Source organism: Arenimonas sp. (genome assembly GCF_035312645.1).
Lineage (GTDB): Bacteria > Pseudomonadota > Gammaproteobacteria > Xanthomonadales > Xanthomonadaceae > Arenimonas.
Genome location: NZ_DATGBO010000087.1, coordinates 1 through 20,820, shown reverse-complemented (window position 1 = coordinate 20,820; position 20,820 = coordinate 1). Strand labels below are relative to the sequence as shown.

General features: G+C 64.5%; 20 protein-coding genes and 1 tRNA gene. 12 read left to right on the top strand and 9 right to left on the bottom strand.

Translation table 11 applies throughout. The features are described from left to right. Positions 1–26: 26 nt before the first annotated feature. The 8 genes from rseP to yhbY all read right to left on the bottom strand — a co-directional run bounded on the left by rseP (position 27) and on the right by yhbY (position 6,235). On the bottom strand, positions 27–1,361 hold the full coding sequence (rseP, locus tag VKM35_RS08170) for an RIP metalloprotease RseP (RefSeq protein ID WP_324320243.1): 1,335 nt from the start codon (positions 1,359–1,361) through the stop codon (positions 27–29). Continuing rightward, positions 1,358–2,554 carry a 1-deoxy-D-xylulose-5-phosphate reductoisomerase gene (locus VKM35_RS08165; protein WP_414636596.1) on the bottom strand — a complete coding sequence of 399 codons (1,197 nt, stop codon included), beginning with the start codon at positions 2,552–2,554 and terminating at the stop codon, positions 1,358–1,360. The genes rseP and VKM35_RS08165 overlap by 4 nt, the downstream gene beginning before the upstream one ends. After that, positions 2,539–3,372: a phosphatidate cytidylyltransferase gene (locus tag VKM35_RS08160; protein ID WP_324320241.1), complete on the bottom strand. Its 834-nt coding sequence runs from the start codon at positions 3,370–3,372 to the stop codon at positions 2,539–2,541. Before VKM35_RS08160 ends, VKM35_RS08165 begins: the two co-directional genes overlap by 16 nt. Next, positions 3,369–4,109 carry a polyprenyl diphosphate synthase gene (uppS, locus tag VKM35_RS08155; protein WP_324320239.1) on the bottom strand — a complete coding sequence of 247 codons (741 nt, stop codon included), beginning with the start codon at positions 4,107–4,109 and terminating at the stop codon, positions 3,369–3,371. Before uppS ends, VKM35_RS08160 begins: the two co-directional genes overlap by 4 nt. Before the next feature lie 13 nt (positions 4,110–4,122). Beyond that, positions 4,123–4,680 carry a ribosome recycling factor gene (gene frr, locus VKM35_RS08150; RefSeq protein ID WP_324320237.1) on the bottom strand — a complete coding sequence of 186 codons (558 nt, stop codon included), beginning with the start codon at positions 4,678–4,680 and terminating at the stop codon, positions 4,123–4,125. A 54-nt stretch (positions 4,681–4,734) separates the two neighbouring features. Continuing rightward, positions 4,735–5,463, bottom strand: coding sequence for a UMP kinase (pyrH, locus tag VKM35_RS08145; protein WP_324320235.1), 729 nt, complete (start codon positions 5,461–5,463; stop codon positions 4,735–4,737). Between the two features lie 91 nt (positions 5,464–5,554). Continuing rightward, positions 5,555–5,923: an Mth938-like domain-containing protein gene (locus VKM35_RS08140; RefSeq protein WP_324320233.1), complete on the bottom strand. Its 369-nt coding sequence runs from the start codon at positions 5,921–5,923 to the stop codon at positions 5,555–5,557. Positions 5,924–5,929: 6 nt separating this feature from the next. Next, positions 5,930–6,235 (bottom strand): ribosome assembly RNA-binding protein YhbY, encoded by a 306-nt coding sequence (gene yhbY, locus VKM35_RS08135; RefSeq protein WP_324320231.1) that lies wholly within the window; start codon positions 6,233–6,235, stop codon positions 5,930–5,932. Between the two features lie 71 nt (positions 6,236–6,306). Here yhbY and rlmE point away from each other — a divergent pair, with 71 nt between their 5' ends. From rlmE to VKM35_RS08080, 11 genes are all read left to right on the top strand, one after another. Continuing rightward, the gene (rlmE, locus tag VKM35_RS08130; RefSeq protein ID WP_324320229.1) at positions 6,307–6,927 is read left to right on the top strand and encodes a 23S rRNA (uridine(2552)-2'-O)-methyltransferase RlmE; all 621 of its coding nucleotides are present in this window, start codon (positions 6,307–6,309) and stop codon (positions 6,925–6,927) included. Positions 6,928–6,942: 15 nt separating this feature from the next. After that, on the top strand, positions 6,943–8,859 hold the full coding sequence (gene ftsH / locus VKM35_RS08125) for an ATP-dependent zinc metalloprotease FtsH (protein WP_324320227.1): 1,917 nt from the start codon (positions 6,943–6,945) through the stop codon (positions 8,857–8,859). A 67-nt stretch (positions 8,860–8,926) separates the two neighbouring features. After that, positions 8,927–9,826, top strand: coding sequence for a dihydropteroate synthase (gene folP / locus VKM35_RS08120; protein WP_324320225.1), 900 nt, complete (start codon positions 8,927–8,929; stop codon positions 9,824–9,826). Between the two features lie 112 nt (positions 9,827–9,938). Then, positions 9,939–11,420 (top strand): sodium/proline symporter PutP, encoded by a 1,482-nt coding sequence (gene putP / locus VKM35_RS08115; RefSeq protein WP_324320223.1) that lies wholly within the window; start codon positions 9,939–9,941, stop codon positions 11,418–11,420. Positions 11,421–11,423: 3 nt separating this feature from the next. Further along, positions 11,424–12,362 carry a tRNA (adenosine(37)-N6)-dimethylallyltransferase MiaA gene (miaA, locus tag VKM35_RS08110; protein WP_324320221.1) on the top strand — a complete coding sequence of 313 codons (939 nt, stop codon included), beginning with the start codon at positions 11,424–11,426 and terminating at the stop codon, positions 12,360–12,362. Between the two features lie 101 nt (positions 12,363–12,463). Further along, the gene (gene hfq, locus VKM35_RS08105; protein ID WP_324320219.1) at positions 12,464–12,742 is read left to right on the top strand and encodes an RNA chaperone Hfq; all 279 of its coding nucleotides are present in this window, start codon (positions 12,464–12,466) and stop codon (positions 12,740–12,742) included. Between the two features lie 3 nt (positions 12,743–12,745). Next, positions 12,746–14,071, top strand: a complete 1,326-nt coding sequence (gene hflX / locus VKM35_RS08100; RefSeq protein ID WP_324320217.1) for a ribosome rescue GTPase HflX — start codon at positions 12,746–12,748, stop codon at positions 14,069–14,071. 35 nt (positions 14,072–14,106) lie between these two features. Then, positions 14,107–15,225 (top strand): FtsH protease activity modulator HflK, encoded by a 1,119-nt coding sequence (gene hflK, locus VKM35_RS08095; protein WP_324320215.1) that lies wholly within the window; start codon positions 14,107–14,109, stop codon positions 15,223–15,225. A gap of 1 nt (position 15,226) precedes the next feature. Continuing rightward, positions 15,227–16,099 (top strand): protease modulator HflC, encoded by an 873-nt coding sequence (gene hflC, locus VKM35_RS08090; protein WP_324320213.1) that lies wholly within the window; start codon positions 15,227–15,229, stop codon positions 16,097–16,099. A 3-nt stretch (positions 16,100–16,102) separates the two neighbouring features. Next, a complete protein-coding gene (locus VKM35_RS08085) occupies positions 16,103–16,306 on the top strand; it encodes a DUF2065 domain-containing protein (RefSeq protein WP_324320211.1) in 204 nt (67 codons plus the stop codon). Between the two features lie 272 nt (positions 16,307–16,578). Further along, a complete protein-coding gene (locus VKM35_RS08080) occupies positions 16,579–17,871 on the top strand; it encodes an adenylosuccinate synthase (RefSeq protein WP_324320209.1) in 1,293 nt (430 codons plus the stop codon). Positions 17,872–18,029: 158 nt separating this feature from the next. On the opposite strand, the gene VKM35_RS08075 is transcribed toward VKM35_RS08080, so the two are convergent. After that, positions 18,030–18,114, bottom strand: a tRNA-Leu gene (locus VKM35_RS08075). Positions 18,115–18,237: 123 nt separating this feature from the next. Here VKM35_RS08075 and rnr point away from each other — a divergent pair. Further along, the gene (gene rnr / locus VKM35_RS08070) at positions 18,238–20,673 is read left to right on the top strand and encodes a ribonuclease R (protein WP_324320207.1); all 2,436 of its coding nucleotides are present in this window, start codon (positions 18,238–18,240) and stop codon (positions 20,671–20,673) included. Positions 20,674–20,820 lie beyond the last annotated feature (147 nt).

The following is a 20,820-nucleotide window of genomic DNA, read 5'->3' as shown; positions in this document are numbered from 1 at the left end:
TTGGTGGCGCAGGCGCGCCGAGAAGGTCAGAAAATTCGGAGTAGATCGTTGAAGTTGGCCAGGATGATCAATCCGGCCAGAACCGCCAGACCGGCGAACTGGCCCGTAATCATGACGCTTTCACTGACCGGGCGGCCCGAAACAAGTTCGATAAGGTAATACAGCAGGTGCCCCCCATCCAAGACCGGGATGGGTAGAAGGTTGATGATGCACAGGGTCAGCGACAGGCTGGCCATGAAGAAAATCAGCGGAGCGAGGCCACTGTCGGCCTCGGCATGGGCCGCCTGGGCGATGCCTATGGCCCCGGAAAGGTTCCTGGTTGAGGCCCTGCCGGTGATCAGGCGACCCAGGAAACCGAAGGTTTCCCGCGTCTGCTTGCCGGTTTGCGCGATCGCCTTGGCCAGCGCCGGGATCGGCCCGTAGTGCTGGACGACCAGGTCGAATTGCGCGCCTATACCCAACTGCCAGACCGCCTTCCCCTGGCTGTTGCCCAGTCGGGGGGCGATCACCGCCTGGGAAACCGTTTGCCCGCGGCGGTAGACCAAGCGCACTGGCTGGCCCTGTGGCGAAGCCTTTTGCAGCATCGGGCCGATCGCGCTGAAGCCGCTGATCGGGCGGTCGTTGAGGGTGATCAGTTCGTCGCCCGGTTGCAGGATGCCGCGGGCGGCGGCGCCATCGGCAACCAGGCCGACGATCGCCCGGTCCTGGGTCACCAGCGGGATCAGGCCCATCGCGACCAGCATATTGGTCTGGTCGAAGTCTTTCGGCAGCCGGTCGAGCGGCAGTTGCCGGCTCTGCTCGTTGCCGGCCGCGTCGCGGACCCTCAGGGTGATCGGTTCGCGATCGATGGCAGCCAGCCCCAGCGGCATGCTCGCCTCGCTCCAGTTTTCCGTCACCTGGTCGCCGACCTGCAGGATGCGATCGCCATCGCGCAGTCCGGCCTCTTGCGCCAGTCCGGTGGTCTTCCCGATCACGGGCGCCAGATCCGGAAGGCCGATCATGTAGGCGCCCCACATCAGCGCGACGCACATCAGCAGGTTGGCGGCCGGTCCGGCCAACACGATCGCGATGCGCTTGAGCACGGGCTGACGATTGAAGGCGGCATGACGTTCCGCGGCCGGCACCTCGTCCTCGCGCTCGTCGAGCATTTTCACGTAGCCGCCGAGCGGGATCATCGCGATCTGGTATTGCGTGCCGTCCTTGGCGACGCGTGACCACAGCGCGCGACCGAAGCCGACGGAAAAGCGCAGCACCTTGACGCCGCAGCGCCGCGCTACCCAGTAGTGACCGAATTCGTGGAAGGTGACCAGGACGCCAAGCGTCACGATGAACCACCACAGGCCGCCGAAGAAACCGTTCATTGCCTGACCATCCTGCCCAACAGTTCCGTGGCTTGGCGGCGTGCCTGGCCATCACAGGCGATTAGGACAGCCAGATCGTCGGCGGGTTCCGGGCTCATCGCTGCGAGTGTGGACTCGATCAGCGCGGAAATCCCGAGGAAGGGCAGTTGGCCGGCGAGAAACGCCGCGACGGCGACTTCATTGGCGGCATTGAGAATCGCCGGCGCAGTGCCGCCAGTGCGCAGTGCTTCATAGGCGAGGGCGAGGCAGGGAAAGGCCTGCAGGTCGGGCGCGGCGAAATCGAAACGCGCCAGCGCGGTCAGATCCAGCGGCGCGACGCCGGAATCGATGCGCTCGGGCCAGGCCAGGCCGTAGGCAAGCGCAGTGCGCATGTCGGGGTTGCCCAGCTGCGCGAGCACCGAGCCGTCGACGTAATCGACCAGCGAATGGATCACGCTTTGCGGATGCACGACCACTTCAATGCATTCCGGCGCGAGGCCGAACAAATGGTGCGCCTCGATCACCTCGAGGCCCTTGTTCATCAGTGTCGCGGAATCGACTGAAATCTTGCGGCCCATCACCCAGTTCGGATGCGCGCAGGCCTGGTCGGGGGTGATGTCGGCCAGCGACGCGCGCGAGCGGCCGCGGAACGGGCCGCCCGACGCCGTCAGCAGCAGTCGCCGTACGCCGCCACGGCTGCCGTCGGCGGGCAGGCATTGGTAAATCGCGTTGTGTTCGCTGTCGATCGGCAGGATGCGCGCGCCGTGCTCGGCGGCGGTGCGCATCAGCACCGCGCCGGCAAGCACCACCGATTCCTTGTTGGCCAACAGGAGGCGTTTGCCGGCGCGCGCCGCCGCCAGTGTCGACGACACACCGGCGGCGCCGACGATCGCGGCGAGCACGGTATCGCTGCGCTCATCGCCGGCGATTTCATCGAGCGCGTCGGCACCCGCGAGTGCGCGCGTGGCCAGCCCGCGTGCGGCGAGGCCATCGCGCAGCGCGCCGTATTTTTCTTCATCGGCGACGACCGCTGTTTCCGGGCGGAAACGCGCGCAAAGCTCGAGCAATTCATCGACGCGCGAATGCGCCGACAGCGCCGCGACTTCGAAACGTTCCGGATGCCGCGCGATCACGTCCAGCGCCGAGCTGCCGATCGAGCCGGTCGCGCCCAGCAGAGCGATGCGGCGCTTGTCGATGGTCAATGACCCAGCCACAGCATCTTGCCGACCACGAACACCGGCAGGGCGGCGAGCAGGCTGTCGACGCGGTCGAGCAGGCCGCCGTGGCCGGGAATCAGGTTGCTCGAATCCTTGATGCCGGCGTGACGCTTGAGCAGGCTTTCGAAAAGATCGCCGGCGACCGAGATCAGCGCGGTCACCACGGTCAGCAACACCAGGCCGGGCGCCGAGGACCAGGGCAGGCCGAACAACGGCGTCACGGCCAGCGCCAAGAGGATGGCGCTGATCAAACCGCCGATCAGGCCTTCCCAGCTTTTTCCGGGGCTGATGCGCGGCGCGAGCTTGCGTTTGCCGAAGCGCACGCCGACGAAATAGGCGCCGGAATCGGCCGCCCAGGCGATCGAGATCGCGAACAGCGCCCAGCCCGGGCCATAAGGTTGTGACGCGTGCAGCCAGCAGATCGCGGCCCACGCCGGGATCACGCTGAAGCTGCCGGCCAGCAGTTTGATCACGCGCGCCATTGCGGTATCGGCAGCGGCGAAATCGAAACGCGCCAGCCACAGCAGCGCGAACAGCCACCAGATCGCGCCGACCAGGCTGGCCAGTTTCAGCGTGAACAAACCGCCATGGCCGCTTCCCCAGACCAATGCCGCCATCAGCAACGCATTCGCCGCGAGATAACTCACTCGCGAAAGCCGCTCCCGAACCCCGGCGAGCAGCGTCCACTCCCACAAGCCCAGCATCAGCAACGCCGCGAGCAGCCCGGCAAGATACGGCGTGGGTAAAAAGAGCACAGCGGCGATGGCGACAGGTGCCATCACGGCCGCGGCGATGACGCGGGTGCGACGGCTCATGCACTGTCTCCGGGACGTACTTGCGCGCTGGTCAGGCCGAAACGGCGTTCGCGGCTGACGAAATCGTCGACCGCCTGACGCAGGGTGGTTTCATCGAGGTCCGGCCACAGGGTTTCGGTGAACCACAATTCGGTATAGGCCAACTGCCAGAGCAGGAAATTGCTGATGCGCAGATCGCCGCCAGTGCGGATGAACAGGTCCGGCTCGGGTTGTCCAGCCAGCGACAGGCGTGCGGCAAGCGCGGCTTCGTCGATCTGTGCCGGCAGCAGGCGGCCGGCGGCGACATCCTCGGCGAGCGCGCGCGCTGCACTGACGATATCCGCACGCCCACCGTAGCCGGCGGCGATGTTCAGCGTCAGCGCGCGGTTGTTCGCGGTCAGCGCTTCCGCGGCGAGCATTTTCTGCTGGATGATCGGAGAAAAATCGCCGCGTTCGCCGATGAAGACGAGGCGGGCGCCGCGCCGGTGCAACTCCTCGACTTCGTGATCGAGCATGCGCAGGAACAGCTTCATCAGCGCGCCGACTTCCGGCGCCGGGCGTTGCCAGTTTTCGCTGGAGAAGGCGAACAGCGTCAGTGCCTCGATGCCTTCTTTGAGGCAGAACTCCAGGCAGACCTGCACGGCGCGTGCGCCGGCGCGATGGCCGAGCGTGCGCGGACGGTTGCGGCGCTCGGCCCAGCGGCCGTTGCCGTCCATTATGACGGCGAGATGGCGCGGCTTGCGTGCGGAAATATTCATGCGGCGACCAGGCTCAGACCGCCAGCAATTCCTGCTCCTTGGTCTTCACCGCGTCGTCGGTGTCCTTGACGAACTTGTCGGTGAGCTTCTGGATGTCTTCTTCGCCGCGACGAGTTTCGTCCTCGGTCGCCTTCTTGTCCTTGAGCAATTCCTTGATGTGCTGGATGGCATCGCGGCGGACATTGCGGATGGCGATCTTGGCGTTCTCGGCCTCGGCGTGCACGTGCTTGATCAGGTCCTTGCGGCGCTCTTCGGTGAGCGGCGGCAGATTGATGCGGATTACCTGGCCGGACGTGTTCGGGGTCAGGCCCAGGTCGGAGACCAGGATGGCTTTCTCGACCGCCGCCACCATCGGCTTTTCCCAGGGTGTGATCGTCAGCGTGCGCGCGTCGGTGACCGACACCGTCGCGACCTGCGACAGCGGCATGTCGGAACCGTAATAGTTTACCTTCAGGTGGTCGACGATGGCGGTGGTGGCGCGACCGGTGCGCAGTTTGCTCATGTCGTTCTTGAAGGTATCCACGCACTTGATCATGCGGGTCTGGGTGTCTTTCTTGATGTCGTTGATCATCGCGGGCTCCGCGCAAATTCTTGTCGTGGTTCGATTATAGGGGGCGGCCGCGGCTCAGGCCTTGGCGTGGACCAATGTGCCCAGCGGCTCGCCGCGCAGGATCCGCATCAGCGCGCCGGGCTGCATCATGTCGTAGATGCGCAGCGGGATGGAGTTGTCGCGGCACAGCGCGAACGCCGAGGTGTCCATCACCTGCAGGTTGCGCTGGATCACGTCGTCGTAGCTGAGTTCGTCGTAACGCTTGGCGTTCGGGAATTTTTTCGGGTCGGCATCGTAGATGCCATCGACCTTGGTTGCCTTGAGCAGCAGTTCGGCGCCGATCTCGGTGGCGCGCAGCGCGGCGGCGGAATCGGTGGTGAAGAACGGGTTGCCGGTGCCGGCGGCGAAGATCGCGATGCGGCCTTTTTCCAGATGGCGGACGGCGCGGCGGCGGATGTAGTCCTCGCAGACTTCGTTGATCTTGATCGCGCTCATCACCCGCGCGTACGTGCCCTGTTTCTCGATCGCATCGGCCATCGCCAGCGCGTTGATCACCGTTGCGAGCATGCCCATGTGGTCGCCGGTGACCCGGTCCATGCCGCTTTCGGCGAGGCCAGCGCCGCGGAAGATGTTGCCGCCGCCGATCACCAGGCCGATCTGCGCGCCGGCTTTCTGCGCCTCGATGATGTCCTTGGCCATGCCGCGGATCACCACCGGGTCGATGCCGTAGTCCTCGCGTCCCATCAGGGCTTCGCCGGAAAGCTTGAGCAGGACGCGGCGGTATTTCAGGGGCGTGTCGGTCATGGCGGCTCCGGCGTGGGCAAACAGCGGGAGTTTAGCCGATCGGGCGCCCCGGCAGGCAGGCGTCTGCCGCCGTATCGCAGCGACAGTGGATCTACAGCAGGAACCCCGCCACCACTTTCCGCGCTTCGGTCGCCAGCACATTGAAGGTGCGTGCGGCGGCGGCGTTGTCCATGACTTCGATGCCGATGCCGCGGGTGAGGCAGGCGGCCATCACCGCTGGCGTCGGGAAAACCAGACTCGCGCCACTGCCGAGCAGCACCACGGTCGGATTGAGCGCCAGCAGGGGCTCGATGTCTTCGGGCGACAACTCGGAGATCGCACGCGGCCGCCAGTCTTCGATCAGGGTGTTGGGCGCAAGGATGAAACTGCGCGCGAGGCGACGATCGTTGACGAGTACGCCTTCAGCGCTGACGCCGCGCAGGGAATACCGGAAGTCCGGATTTTCCAGGGTCAGCTGCATCGCTGCTCAGGCCTTGGGCAGGATGACCAGCGGCTTGTTCTTGCTGCGGCGATAAAGCACGGCGGTGTGGCCGATGCGGTTGACCAGTGCGGCGCCGGACTGTTCGCAGATGTCGGCGATCCAGGCATCGCGGGTCTCGCGATCTTCCGCCGGCACCTTGGCCTTGATCAATTCGTGCTGCTCCAGTGCGAGGTCGAGCTCGGCGATCAGCGCCGGCGTCACGCCTTTCGCGCCCAGCAAGATGACCGGCTTGAGGTCGTGTGCGAGGCCGCGCAGATAGCGCTTCTGGGCGTTGGTGAGAGCGGTGGACATGACGTTTGGACCGGGTATCAGCGGGCCGAAAGGGTATCATGGCCCCCCATTCCGCCGGTTCCCTTTCGTCCATGGCCGCCCGCAGCAAGAGTAGCCAACGCTGGCTCAAGGAACACTTCGCCGATCCCTTCGTGAAAAAGGCGCAGGCCGAGGGCATGCGCTCCCGGGCCGCGTACAAGCTCGAGGAACTGATCGAGCGCGCGCGCCTGCTCAAGCCCGGCATGACCGTGGTCGATCTCGGTGCCGCGCCTGGCGGCTGGTCGCAGGTGGTGCGGCGTGACCTTGGCGATCGTGGCCGCGTGGTCGCGATGGACATCCTCGACATGCCATCGATCGCCGGCGTCGAATTCATTCACGGCGATTTCAGAGAACCGGAAGCACTGTCCCAGCTGGAAGCCTTGCTGGGGAGCGCGCCGGTCGACCTTGTCCTTTCCGACATGGCCCCCAATATGTCCGGGGTGGATACCGTGGACCAGGCCCGGGCGATGTACCTGTCCGAACTGGCCCGCGATTTCGCCGATGCCCACCTCAAGGCGGGCGGCAGTTTCCTGATCAAGTTGTTCCAGGGCGAAGGTTTCGACGCCTACATACTCGATCTGAGGCGCCGCTACACCAAGCTGGTCATCCGCAAGCCGGCGGCCTCGCGTCGCCGCTCGAACGAAGTTTATGCGTTGGCCACCGGCAAGCGCTGAGAAAGGAAGGAAACGATGAACGACCTGGTCAAGAATCTTCTGGTGACGCTGGCCGTAGTGCTGGTGCTCATGACCGCGTTCCGCGCGTTCTCGCCGCCGTTTTCTGCGGATTCGAGCGAGACCACGTATTCGGCCTTCCTCAGCCAGGTCACCTCCGACAACATCAAGAAAGTCGAATTCAACGAAGCCGCCCCCGGCGGCGTGACCGCACTCAATTTCGAGACCAAGGACGGCAAGAAGGGCGTGTCCTTTGGCCCCTACGACCGCGACCTGGTCAACGTGCTGGTCAACCACAAGGTCGAGATCGTCCAGGACAAGCCCGACACCTCTCCGTCGGTGTGGCAGATCCTGTTCACCTTCATGCCTTACGTGCTGCTGATTGGTTTCGGCTTCTTCATCTTCCGGCAGATGCAGCAGGGCGGCAGCAAGGGTGCGATGACCTTCGGCAAATCCCGCGCCAAGTTGCAGGGCGAGAACGAGGTCAAGGTCACCTTCGCCGATGTCGCCGGCTGCGATGAAGCCAAGGAGGAGGTCGGCGAGCTCGTCGAATTCCTGCGCGACCCCGGCAAGTTCCAGAAGCTCGGCGGCCGCATTCCGCGCGGCGTGCTGATGGTCGGCTCGCCCGGTACCGGCAAGACCCTGCTCGCACGCGCCATCGCTGGCGAAGCACGCGTGCCGTTCTTCTCGATCTCGGGTTCGGATTTTGTCGAGATGTTTGTCGGCGTCGGCGCCAGCCGTGTCCGCGACATGTTCGAGCAGGCCAAGAAGCACGCACCCTGCATCATCTTCATCGACGAAATCGACGCGGTCGGCCGTCATCGCGGCGCCGGTCTCGGCGGTGGTCACGACGAACGCGAACAGACGCTCAACCAGTTGCTGGTCGAGATGGATGGTTTCGAAGGCGGCGAAGGCGTGATCATCATCGCTGCGACCAATCGTCCCGATGTGCTCGACCCCGCGCTGTTGCGTCCGGGCCGTTTCGACCGCCAGGTCGTGGTCAATCTTCCTGACGTGAAAGGCCGCGAACAAATTCTTCGCGTGCACATGCGCAAGGTGCCGCTGGACAAGGACGTGGAGCCGATGACCATCGCCCGCGGTACGCCTGGTTTCAGCGGTGCGGATCTGGCCAATCTCGTCAACGAGGCGGCGTTGTTCGCCGCACGCGAGAACGCCAAGGATGTGCGCATGGAGCACTTCGACAAGGCACGCGACAAGATCATGATGGGCGCCGAGCGTCGTTCGATGGCGATGAGCGAGGACGAAAAACGCAACACCGCCTATCACGAAGCCGGTCACGCCATCGTCGGCCGTATCGTTCCCGACCACGATCCGGTCTACAAGGTCACGATCATTCCGCGCGGCCGCGCGCTCGGCGTCACCATGTACCTGCCTGAGGGCGATCGCTACAGCTACAACAAGGAAAACATCGAGAGCCGGCTGTGCTCGCTCTACGGCGGCCGCGTTGCCGAGGAGCTGATCTTCGGCGCCGACAAGGTCACCACCGGCGCTTCCAACGACATCGAGCGCGCTACCAAGATGGCACGCAACATGGTCACCAAATGGGGCCTGTCCGACGAGATGGGGCCGATCGCCTACAGCGACGAGGAAGACGAAGTATTCCTGGGCCGTTCGGTGACGCAGACCAAGAACGTCTCCGACGACACCGCGCGCAAGATCGATGAAGTGGTGCGTGCGATCCTCAATCGCGCCTACACCCGCACCACGGAAATCCTGCGCGACAACCTCGACAAGCTGCACATCATGGCCGAGGCGCTGCTCGCCTACGAAACCATCGATGCCACGCAGATCGACGCGATCATGGAAGGCCGTCGCCCGGGTCCGCCCGCCGACTGGGCCAAGTCCGGTCGCACGTCGAAGGACGACATCGGCCCTGCCGCCGGCACCCTGGGTGGTCCTGCGCCGCAGGTCTGATCGGCTTGCCGGGAAGAAACGGAAAGGCCAGAGTCCGCTCTGGCCTTTTTCATTGGATGGCAGCGACATGTTCGACACCACGCCCAGCCTCGATTGCGCCGGCCGCAAGCTGCGCCTCGATCATCCGCGCCTCATGGCTATCGTCAACGTCACGCCGGATTCGTTTTCCGACGGCGGCGCGCACGCAATCGTCGATGCCGCCGTCGCGCATGCGCTGAAGCTGGCGGAAGAGGGCGCGGACATCCTCGACATCGGCGGCGAATCGACGCGGCCGGGCGCGCAGGAAATTTCCATCGACGAGGAATTGCAGCGGGTGATCCCGGTGATCGAACGTCTCGCGAAACAGACGACACTGCCGATCTCCATCGACACCTCGAAACCGGAAGTGATGCGCGCGGCAGTGACTGCCGGCGCCGGCATGATCAACGACGTCCGCGCGCTGCGTCGTGATGGCGCGCTCGATGTCGTCGCTGCGCTCGCCGTGCCGGTTTGCCTGATGCACATGCAGGGCGAGCCCGGAGACATGCAGGATGCGCCGCAGTACGACGACGTCGTTGCGCAGGTGCACGGCTTCCTCGCACAGCGCCTGTTCGCCTGCGAAATGGCCGGCATCGCGAAAAAGAATCTCGTGATCGATCCGGGTTTCGGTTTCGGCAAGGATCTCGAGCACAACTTGCAACTGCTCGCACATCTGCGCCGCTTCACCGAACTGGGTGTGCCGGTGCTCGCCGGCTTGTCGCGCAAGGGCATGATCGGGAAGCTCACCGGCCGCGAGTTGCCCGAGCGCATGGTCGGCTCCGTCGCGGCGGCGCTGATTGCTGCGCAGAACGGCGCAATGATCCTGCGCGTGCATGACGTCGCCGCGACCCGCGATGCGCTCGCGGTCTGGCAGGCGGTGGCGGCGCTGCCGGCGGCGGCGATGAAGTCGTCGAAGCCGACGCAACCGAAATGGCCCGATGAGGACTGAGGTCGGAGTTGCCCGCCGGCACCTCCGCGATCGCGACGATTCCCGCCATCGGGCACACCGGGGACGATGCCTGCATTAAGCTTCGGCATCGCTCCGGGGAGATCGCCGCACCATGAACCTGTCGCCGCTGCACATCACCTTCGCTATCTACATCCTTGGCATGGTCGGGATTGGTTTTGCCGCCTGGTACAACACGCGCAGCTTCGACGATTACATTCTCGGCGGTCGCTCGCTGGGCAGTTTTGTCACGGCGATGTCGGCCGGCGCGTCGGACATGAGTGGCTGGTTGCTGCTGGGTTTGCCGGGCGCGCTATACGCCGCGGGCCTGTCGGAAACCTGGATCGCCATCGGCCTGGTGATCGGCGCCTGGTGCAACTGGCGCTATGTCGCGGCGCCGCTGCGGCTGTACACCGAGCGCTGCAACAACGCGCTGACGCTGCCCGATTACTTCACGCATCGTTTCGATGATCGCAGTCGCCTGCTGCGGGTGATTTCCGCGTTGGTGATCCTGGTGTTCTTCGCCGTCTATTGCGCTTCAGGCATCGTCGCCGGCGCGCGCCTGTTCGAGAGCGTATTCGATGTTCCGTACGCGCAGGCGCTGTGGTGGGGCGCGGCGGCGACGATCCTGTACACGCTGGTTGGCGGATTTCTTGCGGTGAGCTGGACCGATACGGTGCAGGCGAGCCTGATGATTTTCGCGCTGGTGCTGACGCCGCTGGTGGTGATCAAGGTCAGCGGCGGCTTCGATCACAGCCTGGTGCTGATTGCGCAGGTCGATCCGCAGCGCCTGCACTGGATCGGCGCCGGTGGTTGGCTGGCGGTGATTTCCTCGATGGGTTGGGGCCTGGGCTACTTCGGCCAGCCGCATATCCTCGCGCGCTTCATGGCGGCGGAATCGCCGCGCACGATTCCGGCGGCGCGACGCATCGGCATGACCTGGATGGTGCTGTGCCTGGCTGGCGCGATCGCGGTGGGTTTTTTCGGCATCGCGTATTTTTCCGCGCACGGCGATCAGCAGGCGCGGATGGCCGGCAATCCCGAGCGCGTGTTCATCGCGCTGGCGACGCTGCTGTTCAATCCATGGATCGCCGGCATCCTGCTTTCGGCGATTCTCGCGGCGATCATGAGCACGCTGAGCTGTCAGCTGCTGGTGTGTTCGAGTGCGCTCACCGAGGATTTCTACAAGGGCTTCCTGCGCCCCAGTGCTGGTCAGCGCGAACTGGTCTGGATCGGTCGCCTCGCGGTATTGCTCATTGCCGTATTGGCGATCTGGATGGCGGAAAACCCCGACAGTCGCGTGCTTGGCCTGGTGAGTTATGCCTGGGCCGGTTTCGGTGCGGCGTTCGGGCCGGTCGTGCTGTTTTCGCTGCTTTGGAAACGCATCACCCGCAACGGCGCGTTGGCCGGCATCGTGGTTGGCGCGGTCACGGTGATCGTCTGGAAACAACTCGATACCGGTCTGTACGAAATGATTCCGGGCGTGCTGCTGGCGAGCGCGGCCATCGTTGTGGCCAGCCTGTTCGATGCGCCGCCGTCGCCGCAGACGCAAGCGATTTTCGACGCGGTCCACGACGACCTGCGCAACGCGCACTGATCGATGCACGACCAACGTCCGCTCGCGATCGCCTTGATGGGGCCGACGGCCTCGGGGAAAACCGCGTTGGCGGTGGATTGGGCGCAGCGCCTGGGCAGCGAAGTGATCAGTGTCGATTCGGCACTGGTCTATCGCGGCCTGGATATCGGCGCGGCCAAACCGAATGCCGATGAACTGGCGCTGGCGCCGCATCATCTGATCGACATCCGCGCGCCGCATGAAATTTATTCCGCGGCCGATTTCGCCGCCGACGCGCTGACGGCGATGCAGAAACTCGCCGCGCAGGATCGTGTGCCCTTGCTGGTCGGCGGCACCGGCCTGTATTTCCGCGCGCTGCTCGAAGGCCTGTCGGCGATGCCCGAGGCCGACGCCGATGTGCGTGCGCAGATCGAACGCGAAGCCGGCGAGCGCGGCTGGCTGGCGCTGCACGCGGAACTTGCGCAAGTCGACGCTGCCGCAGCGCTTCGCATTCACGCCAACGATCCGCAGCGCATCACCCGCGCGCTTGAAGTCCATCGGCTCAGCGGCGTGCCGATCAGTCACTGGCAGCAGGCGTCGCAGCGCCGGCCGTTTCCGTTCCGTGTGCTCAAGCTCGTGCTCGCACCGGAAGATCGAACGGTGCTGCACGAGCGCATCGCGCGCCGTTTCGACGCGATGCTCGCAGCCGGTTTTCTCGATGAAGTTCGCGCGCTCAGGGGCGATCCGCGGCTGCATCCGGATCTGCCGGCGATCCGCGCCGTCGGGTATCGGCAGGCCTGGTCGCACCTGGCCGGTGAGATCGATGCCGCGACCTTCCGCGAACAGGCTGTCGCCGCAACCCGGCAACTCGCCAAGCGGCAGCTGACCTGGCTGCGCGGCGAGCACGATGCCCGCTGGTTCGATCCGTCGACGCAGCGCGCCGGACTCGAGCGCGCGCTTGTGCAATTCGTCACTCGCCGCTAGCCACGCGGCCGTGTAGAGTGGCCGGGCAAGTTTGGCGGCCCGGACCCTTGGCCGCATATCGCACCCACCTGGCGCGCAATAAAAACAAGAACGGAGTCCTTATGTCGAAAGGTCAATCCCTGCAAGATCCCTTCCTCAATGCCCTGCGCCGCGAGCGCGTGCCGGTCGCCATCTATCTGGTCAACGGCATCAAGCTGCAGGGCACGATCGAGAGTTTCGACCAGTTCGTGGTCCTGCTGCGCAACACGGTCAGCCAGATGGTCTACAAGCACGCCATTTCCACCGTCGTGCCGGCGCGCAACGTCCGCGTCGGTCCCGGCGGCGGCACCGTGGCATCGGCCGGCGGCGATGACGATTCCAGCGACCCGAGTGACGAGTAATCATTGACCGTCACCGAGCGCACCCGCGAGGGTGAGAAAGCGCTGCTGATCCAGCCGTATCCGGTGGGTGCGCAGGATCCGGCACTCATCGAGGAATTCACCGAACTGGCACGCTCGGCTGGCGCGGTCGTGGTCGCGACCATCACTGCGCGCATCGAGCGGCCCAATTCCTCGACCTACATCGGCAGCGGCAAGGTCGAGGAAGTGCTGGCTGCCTGTGACGCCGTCGATGCCGACGTCGTGCTGTTCAACCACACGCTGAGTCCAGGCCAGGAACGTAATCTCGCCAAGGCGCTCGGCCGCCGCGTGGTTGACCGCACTGGCTTGATCCTCGACATCTTCGCGCAGCGCGCGGCCTCGCATGAGGGCAAGCTGCAGGTCGAACTCGCGCAGCTCAAACATCTTTCCGCGCGCCTGATCCAGGGCTCGGCGGCACGTCTGGACAGCCAGCGCGGCGGTTCCATCGGTCTGCGTGGCCCTGGCGAAACGCATCTGGAAACCGATCGTCGGCTGCTGCAGAAGCGTCGCGACCAACTCGAAGCGCGTCTCGACAAGGTCGAAGTGCAGCGCGTGCAGATGCGTCGCGCACGCGTGCGCAACGCGATTCCGCGCGTCGCTCTGGTCGGTTACACCAACGCCGGCAAGTCCACGCTGTTCAATGCGCTGACCGGTTCCGAGGTTTACGCGGCGGACAAATTGTTCGCCACGCTCGACCCGACCGTGCGACGCATGGAAGGCCCGGGTTCGTCGCTGGTGTTGTCGGATACGGTGGGCTTCGTGCGCGACCTGCCGCACGAACTGGTCGCGGCGTTCCGCTCGACGCTGTCGGAAGCGCGCGAAGCGGATCTGTTGTTGCACGTGGTCGACGCCGCCGACGAGTTGCGCGACGAGCGCATCCGCCAGGTCGACGAGGTGCTGGAAGAAATCGGCGCTGGCGAGATTCCGCAGATCCTCGTTTACAACAAGATCGACCGCATCGAAGACAGTCAGCCGCGACACGATCCGCTGGCTACCGGTCGCGAACGCGTCTGGTTGTCGGCACGCAGCGGCGCCGGTCTCGATTTGTTGAAGGCCGCATTGAAGGCGCGCTTCAGCGATCGCCGCCTGCTGGCCGAGTTGCGTCTGAGTGCGGATCAGGGGCGGCTGCGTTCACGCCTGCATGCCTTGGGTGCGATCACCGACGAGAGCATGGACGAGCATGGCTGGCTGCTGCAGATCGACATGCCCCTGGCCACGGCCGAGCGCCTGGCCACGGAAGCGGGCGGACATCTGCTTGCCCCCTTGCTTGTGACCCCCATCGCCCCTACCTACAATCTGGACAACGACTAACGCGAGCGCGCCGCGCGCCTCGCCTCGGAGCAAGCATGGCCTGGAATCAGCCCGGTAAGGGCAACCAAGACCCCTGGCGCGGTAAAGGCTCGGGCAACGACATGGACGCCATTTTCGCCCGCATCCGGGATTTTTTCGGTGGCGGCGGTTCCGGTGGCGGCGTGCTGGTCTGGCTTGTTCCGCTGCTGATGCTGCTGGTGCTGTTCAACAGCTTCAAGCTGATCGACGAGCGCCAGCGCGGTGTGGTGCTGCGCTTCGGCGCTTTCAACCGCGTGATGACGCCGGGCGCGAACTTCAAATGGCCGTGGCCGATCGAGACCGCCGAGATCATCGATGCGACCAAGATCGAAACCCTGGAAGACACCGTGCGCGTGTTGACCAAGGACGAGAACATCGTCGACATCAAGCTCAACGCGCAATACCAGGTCCGCGATCCACGCCTGTTCCTGTACGGCTTTCGCGATGACGAGGTACTCAACGGCGAGCGCCGGCAGGGCAGCGAAACCCTGCGCAATGCCGCCGAAAGCGCGGTGCGCGAAGCGGTCGGCAACAACACCATGGACACGGTGCTGTTTGAGCGTGACCAGTTGATCGTCAGCGCGCGCCAGCATCTGCAGGATTCGCTGGACCGCTACAAGACCGGCCTGAAAGTCACGCAGTTCAACCTGCAGGACGCGCGTCCGCCGGAAGAGGTCAAGCCGGCCTTCGACAAGGCGATCAGCGCCCGCGAAAACAAGAACAGCATCATCAACGAATCGCGCGCCTACGCCAGCAAGATCGTGCCCGAAGCATTGGGTGCAGCTGCGCGCATCAAGGCCGAATCGGAAGGCTATCGCGCCGCCACCATCGCCAAGGCCGAAGGCGATGCCAGTCGCTTCCAGCAGTTGGTTGCGCAATACCGCAAGGCGCCGGAAGTCACGCGCAAGCGCCTGTACCTGGAAACCATGCAGGCAGTGCTGGCGAGCAATACGAAGGTGCTGGCCGGACGCGACAACAACATTCTCTACCTGCCGATCAATGCCGCCGGAGGCGCCAGCAGCGCGCCGCCGGTGACCAAGTTGCCCGCGGTAAAAGCCGTCAGCGCCGATCCCGGCGCCGACAACGCCGGCGATGTCCGCCCCGAACGCCCGACCGGCCGCGAAGGGAGCCGCTGACATGCGCCATCTCACTGGCATCCTGATTGCTTCCCTCGTCGTCGTGATTCTGGCGATGAGTTCGGTGTTCATCGTTTCCGAAGAGCAGACCGCGATCGTGCTCAACCTCGGCAAGATCGTGCGCAGCGATCTCCAGCCCGGCCTGCATTTCAAGTGGCCGCTGGTCGAGGAAGTACGCAAGTTCGATCGCCGCATCCTCTCGCTCGACGATGCGCCCGAGCGTTACCTGACGGCGGAGAAGAAAGACGTCGAAGTCGACTTCTTCATCAAGTGGAAGATCGTCAACGTCACCACCTTCTATCGCGCCGCCAATGGCGGATCGGAAGAAGCGGCGACGCAGCGCCTGACGCCGATCGTCAAGAACGCCCTGCGCAACGAGATCAACCAGCTCGCGCTGCAGGCCGTGGTGTCTAGCGGCCGTACCGACCTCACCAACCGCCTGCTGAAAAACGTCAATATCGGTGCCGCGACCCTGGGCATCGAGGTGCTGGATGTGCGCATCAAGCGCATCAACCTGCCGCAGGACAGCCAGATCCTCGACTCGGTCTACGACCGCATGCGCACCGAGCGCCAGCAGGTCGCCAACCAGTTGCTGGCGGAAGGTTCGCAGACCGCCGAAGGCATCCGCGCCGAAGCCGAGCGCCAGCGCGTGGTGATCCTTGCCGACGCCGAGCGCGATGCGCAGAACCTGCGCGGCGAAGGCGACGCGCGCGCCGCCGAGATCGGTGCCGCGGCCTATGGCCAGGACGCCGAGTTCTACGCTTTCTACCGCAGCCTCGAGGCGTATCGGAACTCGCTGGCCGACGGCAAGACGACGATGGTGCTCGATCCGAATTCGGAGTTCCTGCGCTACTTCCGCAACGACGGGAAATAAACCGTGCTGCCGGCGGATCTGCTCGCCGCGCTGTGCCTGGTCGTGCTGATCGAGGGGCTGCTGCTGTTCGCCGCCCCCGATACCTGGAAGCGCACGGTCGCCGAGTTGCTGTCCCAGCCCAGCCCACGCCTGCGCGCGATCGGCGCGGGCATGGTGATCGTCGGCCTGGTCGCCCTTTATCTCGTGCGTGGCGGCGGAGCCGGCTAGGGTGGATCGAGGTCTGTAGCCGGCCGGCAATGGCGCGTATAATTTCTCAAAGCCGGGGCGACCTCCGGCTTTTTCTGCGTCTGTGGGTCGGGATTTGTGTGGGGTGGTAGGAGCGATGGCAATCGCGACCATGCTTGCCACAACAGTGGCTGGCCCGGGATTCGCTTGATTGCGTTGATCGGAAACGCCGCACGCCCTGTCGCGATTGCCATCGCTCCTACAGCACAGCACCCGTCGCCCCAACCGTTTTCTTCTTGTGTGGAGCAGCAGCCATGGGTCAGTCAGTCGTAGTTCTCGGTGCGCAGTGGGGCGATGAAGGCAAAGGCAAGATCGTCGACCTGCTGACCGAGCGGATCGGCGCGGTCGTGCGTTTCCAGGGCGGACACAACGCCGGTCACACACTGGTAATCAACGGCAAGAAAACCGTGCTGCACCTGATCCCCTCGGGCATCCTGCGCGAAGGCGCGCTCTGCCTGATTGGCAACGGCGTGGTGCTGAGCCCGGCGGCGCTGAAGAAGGAAATCGGCGAACTTGAAGCCACCGGCGTCGACGTGCGTTCGCGCCTGAAGATCAGCCCGGCGACGCCGCTGATCATGCCCTACCACATCGCCCTCGATCAGGCCCGCGAGAAAGCCGCCGGCGGCGCGGCGATCGGCACCACCGGACGTGGCATTGGCCCCGCCTACGAAGACAAGGTCGCGCGTCGCGGCGTGCGCGTCGCCGATCTGCAATACCCGGTCGAGCTCGCGGAAAAGCTGCGCACCGTGCTCGATTACCACAACTTTGTGCTCACCAAATATCTCGGCGTCGAAGCCGTCGATTTCCAGAAGACGCTCGACGAAGCGCTGGAATTCGGCAGCTACGTCAAACCGATGGTCAGCGACGTCGCCGGCATCCTTCACGAACTGCGCAAACAGGGCAAGCGCGTGTTGTTCGAAGGTGCGCAGGGCTCGCTGCTCGACATCGACCACGGCACCTATCCGTACGTCACGTCGAGCAACACCACGGTCGGCGGCGCGCTCGCTGGCACTGGCGTCGGCGCCGATTCGATCGACTACGTGCTCGGCATCGCCAAGGCCTATGCCACGCGCGTCGGCGGCGGTCCGTTCCCGACTGAGCTCACCGACGAAACCGGCGAGTTGATCCGGCAGAAAGGCGCGGAGTTTGGCGCCACCACCGGTCGTCCACGCCGCTGCGGCTGGATCGACATTGTCGCTCTCAAAAGAGCGGTGGCGATCAACGGCATCAACGGCCTATGCATCACCAAGCTCGACATCCTCGACGGCATGCCCTCGCTCAAGCTGTGCATCGCCTACCAGTATCGCGGCAAGCGCACCGAATACGCGCCGCTGGACGCTGCCGGCTGGAACGAATGCGAGCCGGTCTACCTGGAGTTTCCGGGCTGGGATGAATCGACCGCCGGTATCACCGAATGGGAAAAATTGCCGCCGGCCGCGCGTGCGTATCTGCGTGCGCTCGAGGAGCTGGTGGGTTGCCCGCTGGCAATCGTCTCCACCGGTCCGGGTCGCGAGTCGACGATGATCCTGCGCGATCCTTACGCGTAAGCGGCCGCGCCTTTGAATTGCGCACGCGACGGCGTGTGCAATTTCATGCGAGGAGTTTGCGGCTCCGTATTTCCGGAGTCGATAAAACAAAAAACCCGCCGGGCAGGCGGGTTTTTCGTGGTCCCGAAGTCGTCGTTCAACAACCCGAAACTATATGTTGGTGCCCAGGAGAGGACTCGAACCTCCACGGTTTTACCCGCTAGTACCTGAAACTAGTGCGTCTACCAATTCCGCCACCAGGGCAAGTCTTTCGAATGCAATGAAAGAGCCGCGTAAGTTAGTGGCCAGGGGCGGAATTGTCAATGATTTCCTTGGATTTCGCGCCGGAAAGCCGAGCCGAACGGGGCCACGGTGTACCATTCGCCCATGACAAAACCTCCCCGCAAGCCCGCCGCCGGCGACAAACGCCTGCCCCCGTGGATGCCCGAAAGCGCGCGTTCCGCTGCACCCGCCAAGCCGACCAAAGGCGGGCCGGGCAAGAAAGCCTCGGGACCGGGCAAGACCAAGGGGCCGGCCAGGGTTCCATCAAAGAGTCCTTTCAGCGCCGGCGCTGGCGGCAAGTTCAAGGGCGGACCGGGTGGGAAATCCGCACCACGCGGCCCACGCCAGGCCGATCCGCACGCCGATCGCGAGGCCGGAAAATATGCCCAGCCGATCATCAGCCGCGAGGCGTTGATCCAGTTCCTCGGCGACGCTCCCGGGCCGCTGACCGCCGAAGAAATCGCCCGCGCGCTCAAGCTCACCGCCGATGACCGTTACGAAGCGCTGTCGCGGCGCCTGAACGCGATGCTGCGCGATGGCCAGTTGCTGATGAATCGCCGCGGCGGTTTCGCGGTGGTCGAGCAGCTCGATCTGATCGCCGGCGTGGTGATCGCCAATCCGGAAGGTTTCGGATTCCTCAAACCCGAGAAAGGCGGTGACGATCTCTTCCTGCCGCCCGGCGAGATGCGCAAGGTCATGCATGGCGACCGCGCGCTGGCCAGCGTGACCAACGTCGATCATCGCGGCCGCCGCGAAGGTGCGATCGTCGAAGTGCTCGAACGGCGCATGACGCGCATCGTCGGCCGTTACAGCGAGCGCGCCGGCATCGGCACAGTCATTCCCGATGATCGCCGCGTGCTGATCGAGTTGCTGATTCCCACCGAGGATCGCAATGGCGCGAAGGAAGGCCAGTTGGTCGTCTGCGAAATCACCACCGCGCCCGAGCGCGGTCGCCAGCCGATCGGCAAGGTGCTGGTCGTGCTCGGCGACAAGCTCACGCCTTCGCGCGTGGTCGAGATGGCGATCCACGGCCACAACCTGCCGCACGAGTTCAACAAGGAAACCCTGGCCGAGGCGGCAGCGGTTGCGCTGGACGTGCCCGCCAATGTCGCCAATGCCCGTGTCGACCTGCGCAAGATCCATCTGGTCACCATCGACGGCGAAGACGCGAAGGATTTCGACGACGCGGTGTATTGCGCGGTGGAAAAAACCGGTTTCCGCCTGATCGTGGCGATCGCCGATGTCTCGCACTACGTGCATCCGGGCACCGCGCTCGACGACGAAGCCGTGTTGCGCAGCACCTCGGTGTATTTCCCGGGTTTCGTCGTGCCGATGCTGCCGGAGACGCTGTCGAACGGTATCTGCTCGCTCAAGCCAAAAGTCGATCGCCTGTGCTTCGTCTGCGACATGCATATCGATTTCGAAGGCCAGGTCACCGCCTCGAAATTCTACGAAGCGGTGATGAATTCGCATGCGCGCCTGACCTATACCCAGGTCTGGAAGGCGATCGAGAAGGATCCCGAAGCGCTGGCGACCGTCGGTGCGCTGATGCCGGATATCGAGCGCCTGCACCAGCTTTACCAAGTGCTGAAGAAAGCGCGCAGCAAGCGCGGCGCGATCGAGTTCGAATCCGGCGAGACGCGTTTCGTGCTCGACGACAAGGGCGAGGTCATCCAGGCCGGAATGCTCGAGCGTAACGACGCGCACAAGCTGATCGAGGAATGCATGATCGCGGCCAATGTCGAGGCGGCGCGCTTCATCCTCAGCAAGAAAATCCCGGCGCCGTTCCGAGTGCATGACCGGCCGCCAGAATCGAAGTACGCCGACCTGCTCGAATACCTGTCCGAATTCGGCCTGCGCCTGCCGCCCTGGGGCCAGGTGCAGCCCAAGGATTTCACCACGCTGCTCAAGAAAATTCGCGAGCGCCCCGATGCGGCGCTGCTGGAAACGGTATTGCTGCGTTCGCAGTCGATGGCGGTGTATTCGACGGAGAACAAGGGGCATTTCGGTTTGGCGCTCGAGGCCTACGGCCACTTCACTTCGCCGATCCGCCGCTATCCCGATCTGCTGCTGCATCGTTCGATCAAGCACGCGCTGATCAAGGGCAGCGAGGACGGTTTCGGTTACAGCGGCGCCGAGATGGCGGTGCTGTGCCTGCAATGTTCGGAGAAGGAGCGCCGTGCCGACGAGGCCTCGCGCGAAGTCGATGAACGCTATCGCAGTGCCTGGATGGAGAAACACGTCGGCAGCGAGTTCGACGGTGTGATCAGCGGCGTGACCTCGTTTGGCCTGTTCGTCGAACTGGTGCAGTCCAAGGTCAACGGCCTCGTGCACGTGACCCAGCTGCCGCACGACTACTACCACTTCGATCCGCTGCGCAAATCGCTCAAAGGCGAACGCAAGGGCACCAGCTACCGCCTCGGCGATCCGGTGCGCGTGATCGTGATGAAGGCCAGTGTCGAGGACAAGCGCATCGACTTCAAACTGGTGGAGCCGAAGCAGGAACAGGGCGAGAGGAAGAAGAAGGCGTGGGCGGAGTGATTTCGTTCTGCCCGGAAATCTCATTTCGTCATTCCCGCGAAGGCGGGAATCCAGCGTCTTTGGCTTTTCCAACCTGAGTCACTGAATCCCCGTCTCCGCGGGGATGATGATCCACACATGTCGCGACGGGGATTGATTGTCGCGGGA